Raw genomic sequence first — 977 nt, forward strand, 5'->3', positions numbered from 1 at the left:
CTGTCCTTCATCTTAAACTGCTCGATAAAAGCCTCAGTATCAACCATATGAGATGCATCGATGAAATGAACGGAAGCCTTTCTTTCCTTTAATACAACCTGGACAGGCTCGTTCATCTTTTCATACAAGAATACGGTCCGGAAAATATCATATTTCTGAATTAACAGGTTGAAGCCTTCTTCCAAACAAGCTGTATCGATTTGTCCTTCGATCGTAAAATCTACCTGCTCAAAGTAAGCGTGTTGGCCCTCATCATGCAAATAGTGAAACAGCATCCCTTTTTGCAGGGGAGACAATTGGTAGATGTCCTTGATATCACTTTTTTTCAGCACACAAACACCTCGTTATCATTAGGAATGGGGCGGACTTCTATATCTTCTCTTTTAACGTTTCAAAGATGAGATCCAGATCCTCAAACGTAAGATTGTCCATTGAAAAATCACTAGGTGTTCGTTCAACTTCATCTTGACCCATACAGTGGCCCACGATATCCAACAGCCGCAGTTTGTAACTATTCGCTGCTGCTTCCACTGAACTCAGGTCAAATTGATAAGGATTATATCCAAAAATGATCCTTAACTTCCCGTTCATAACCATTCCATTGATAGAAAGGGAATAAGAACTTGTCGTTAAAGGGCTGACAGCCTGCCCTGTCGATATGGAGGACTGTCCAAACCCATCGCCTTGTCCCTGCTCGAACTGTCCCAGATAGTTGAAGCTGATCTCTGGTTGAATGTGCAGCGGAAGCCTATCCTTTTTCGCGATATGTTTGAGCAAACCATACCCAATCCCCTTGTTCGGCACTTGCCGCAGCGTCTCTTTAACCAGCTTGATACCACCCGATATACTCTCGAAGGGCTCATCAAAAACAACAGGATACATGGTGGTGAACCAGCCGACAGTTCGAGTCAAATCAACGCCATCGATAATTTCTTCGCGTCCATGACCCTCAAGATTAATGGCAACAGCGGCTGCAC

General features: G+C 43.8%; 2 protein-coding genes. Both read right to left on the reverse strand.

Annotated elements, in window-relative coordinates:
- Positions 1-332: condensation domain-containing protein (locus ACFRAK_RS28085; protein ID WP_394573049.1), on the reverse strand; the 332-nt coding region annotated here is incomplete at its 3' end.
- Positions 333-369: 37 nt separating this feature from the next.
- Positions 370-977: condensation domain-containing protein (locus ACFRAK_RS28090; RefSeq protein WP_394573050.1), on the reverse strand; the 608-nt coding region annotated here is incomplete at its 5' end.

The sequence above is a fragment of the Peribacillus sp. NPDC056705 genome, from assembly GCF_043656335.1.